The sequence below is a fragment of the Kitasatospora sp. NPDC057936 genome (genome assembly GCF_042887525.1).
In the GTDB taxonomy this organism is placed as follows: Bacteria; Actinomycetota; Actinomycetes; order Streptomycetales; family Streptomycetaceae; genus Kitasatospora.
The window spans coordinates 1-3752 of record NZ_JBHVPD010000196.1 but is presented as its reverse complement, the minus strand read 5'-3'; the positions used below and the strand labels follow the sequence as shown (position 1 = coordinate 3752).

Genomic DNA, 3752 nt, shown 5'->3' with positions numbered 1-3752 from the left:
GGCCGCCGCCCAGGCCGCCGCCGACTCCGCCACCTACGCGGGCGTCTCCGACGCGGACGCCGCCCAGGCCCGCCTGGCCGCCGCCCGCGCCCGCAGCGCCGCCGCCGAGGCCACCCGCGCCGCCAACGCCACCGTCGCGATCGCGGCCCAGGCCGCCGCCGCGGCCGGCGACGCCCAGCGCGCAGCCAACGACGCGGCCGCGCACGCCGAAGCGGCCGCCACCGCGGCCGAGCAGGCCCGCCAGCACGCCAGTGACGCCTCGAACTGGGCCAACGTCGCGAAGGCCGCCGCCACCGCGGCCGACGCCGACGCCAACTCGGCCGACAACTCCGCCAAGCAGGCGCACAAGGTCACCGACATCGCCCGCGCCTCCGACCAGGAGCGCCTGGACGAGCAGCAGGCCGTCGAGATGGCCGCCGCCGACGAGGCCTCCCGCGAGGCCGACCTCAAGGCGAGGACCGCGGCCTGGGAGTCCGGCAAGGTCACCCAGTTCGCCGCCGACACCGACCAGCTGATCAAGGACGCCACCGCGTCCGGCGTCGACGCGAAGACCGCCGTCCTCAAGGGCCGTCAGGCCGCGCTGCGCCTGCTGGACGCCGGCGGTCCGTGGACCAAGGCCGCCGCCCAGACGGCCCTGGAGGGTGACGACAGCGCCGTCCAGGCATTCCTGAGCAGCACGCTGTCCGTCGCCCGGGACCGGGACGACCGCACCAGCGTCATGGCCATCGCCCAGGCGCCGGGCAAGCTGGAGAAGCGCCTGGCCGCCGAGACCGCCTCGGTCGGCACCCCCGACCAGGTGAAGGCCTTCCTCGCCACCGGCCAGTACCCGGGCAAGGACGACGACGACCGCGTCGCCCTCTCCCAGATCATGGCCAACGGCGGCCCCGGCGTGAAGGCCGCGGCCGGCAAGGCCCTGGACGGCACGATCGACGACGTCCGCGCCTTCCTGACGGTCGGCCAGTTCAAGGCCCGCGACGACGACAACCGCGTCCTGGTCACCCAGGCCCTGGCCAGTGGCGGACCCGAGGTCAAGGCGGCCGCGCAGGCCGTCCTGTCCGGACCCGCCGACGGCCTCGTGCCGTTCCTGCAGACCGGGATCCTGAAGGCCCAGCAGCGCGACGCCGTCACGGCCGCCCACGTGGCGACCATCGCGGCCTACCTCGCCACCATCGACGGCTCGGTCGCCCAGGCGCGCCAGTACGCGGCCCAGGCCGGGCAGTCCTACGCCACCGCCAGCAACCTGGCCGACCAGGCGGCGGGCTACGCCAACCAGGCCAGCCAGTCCGCGCAGGCCGCCCAGGGCTTCGCCAACCAGGCCGCGCAGTCGGCCCAGGCCGCCCAGGCCAGCGCCCAGCAGGCCGCCCAGTACGCCCAGCAGGCCCAGGCGTCGGCGGCCTCCGCCAACGCCGCGGCCCGCAGCGCCGGCGTCTCCGCGGCCGCGGCCACCGGCTACGCCGCCCAGGCCCAGCAGTACGCGGCCACCGCGAAGGCGGCGTCCGACCAGGCCCAGGCCAGCGCCGCGGCCGCCCAGCAGAGCGCCGCCGAGGCCGCCAAGGCCGCCGCCGACGCCCAGGCCGCCGTCTTCCAGAAGCAGCAGGCCGAGGCCGCCAACGCCCAGGTCCCGGCCGGCACTGCCGGCACCGACGGAAGCGGTGTCAGTGGAGACCGGGCCTACTACATCGAGGTCGTCCCGCACGACGATGTGAAGCAGGAGATCGTCAAGGACGACATGTCCAAGTGCATCACCGACGACCCCGGCACCATCGGCGGGTGGCTCTTCGGTGACTCCAAGACCTGGCACAACAACGCCGCCGGGCAGCAGGTCTGCACCGTCCCGGTGAAGGTCAAGGTCACGGGCACCGTCGACTACGTCATGCGCACCTGCCCCGAGGCCGGGCTCAGCCTCGACGCCTGCAAGGGCAAGTACAGCGTCTGGGACACCGTCGTCCTCAACACCACGACGCTCGACGGCAAGACCGCGTACGACTCCACCATCGAGCTCACCTACTCCGACTACGCCCAGCACTACAAGGTCTACTGCGGTCCGGAAGGCGGGTGCGCGACCGGGGACAGCTCCAGGCTGCTCCTCCACCTGCTGACCGACGACTTCGTCAAGTGCTTCAACAACCCCGGCCTGAACGCCTCCTGCGCCTGGGCGGCGGCGACCTTCGCCCCCGTCGGCAAGCTCGCCGAAGCCGGCAAGGGCATCATCGCCTTCCGCTTCGCCCTCGAGACCGGCGTCGGCATCGAGGACGCCAAGCTCGCCCTCCAGGCGACGCTCAACGGCTACAGCCAGGCCACGATCAACAGCCTGACCAGCGTGGCCGACGCCGTCACCAAGTTCCGCGGGACCCTGAAGGACGGCGTCGGCACCGAGGCGGCCCTCGCGGCCCTGCGCAACAACCCCAACGCCGACCGCGCCCTCATCCAACGACTGGAGCTCGAGGCCAAGCTCGGGGACGCCGCACGTACGGCATGCCGCGTCAACAGCTTCCCGGCCGGCACCATGGTGGTCATGGGGGACGGCGGGACCCGACCGATCGAGACCCTGCGCACGGGTGACACCGTGCTCGCGGCAGACCCTGTCGCGGGCACCAGCGGCCCGCGTACGGTGACCGCCACCATCCGCACCCCGGACGACCGCGAGTTCACCGAACTGACGGTCCGCCACACCGACGGCAGCTCTGGTGCCGTCACCGCGACCGATCACCACCCGTTCTGGGTCGAGTCGACCCGGACCTGGACCGATGCGGCCGCCGTCCACCCCGGTGACACCCTGCGCACCGACACCGGGGCCGCCGTCCAGGTCTCCTCCGTCCGGCACTGGACCGGACTCGAGCCCGCGTACAACCTGACCGTCAAGGACCTCCACACCTACTTCGTGCTGGCCGGAAACGCCCCGGTCCTGGTGCACAACACCCTTCCCTGCGACAGCTTCACCGGGATCTACGCCGGCGGCAGCACCGTCCTCGCCGAGCTCAAGGACGGAAAGCTGACCATGGCGATCGAGAAGGGCGCGGACGAGAGCATCGCCGTGCCCGGTGGCAAGATGTTCGAGGATGTCATGGCCCATTTCGGCGCCGACAACGTCGCGGCTTTCGAGGCGAAGTGGGTTCCCTCCATGCCGACCAACCTCGATGCGTTCAACGCCAACCTCCTGAAGGGGATGTCCATGGAGGATGCCGCCCGGAACACCTTCACCGGCTACATGTGCTCCAAGTACGGGTTGACGGAGGTCAATGTGAACGAGGCCGCCCTCAAGGGCGTAAAGGGGAGCTACACCAACGCGGAACCGATCTTCTCCAGGCCGAAGGGGTGAGTCGTGTCGGCGGAAAAGCATGAGCTCGAAGAGCTCGTGGCCGGGGGTGCGCCCTTCATGGACGTGCTCGAGTTCGTCAGGACATCACTGCCGGACGAGCTGACACCGGTTCGCTTCCTCTTGGCCGTGCAGGACGAACTCGGCATCTCGTTCACCGAGACCCGGACGGTGCTGGAGTTCTTCGACCCTCAGCTGCAGCCTCTCGTGGATCTGAAGGAAATCGACGGCCGCTGGAACGAGATCGTCCAGCGGTGGGCTTCAAAGGGAACACGGGCATGACGTCGACATCGCTCGTGCTTCCTTGAGCATCTGACGGCCTGAGCAGGCCGACCACCTTCGGGGGGGGGGGGCCGGGGGGGGGACACACCCGCGGGCGGCCCCCCCCCGGAACCCCCCCGGGGGGGGGGGCAACCAGACAACCCCCCGCCCGGAC

General features: G+C 71.6%; 2 protein-coding genes. Both read left to right on the top strand.

Annotated elements, in window-relative coordinates; translation table 11 throughout:
- The coding region (locus ACFVU9_RS45320; protein ID WP_387603933.1) for a polymorphic toxin-type HINT domain-containing protein at positions 1 to 3319 on the top strand (3319 nt) is incomplete at its 5' end.
- 3 nt (positions 3320 to 3322) lie between these two features.
- Complete coding sequence (locus ACFVU9_RS45315) at positions 3323 to 3598, top strand: hypothetical protein (protein WP_380443377.1); 276 nt, start codon at positions 3323 to 3325, stop codon at positions 3596 to 3598.
- The last annotated feature ends 154 nt before the right edge of the window (positions 3599 to 3752 follow it).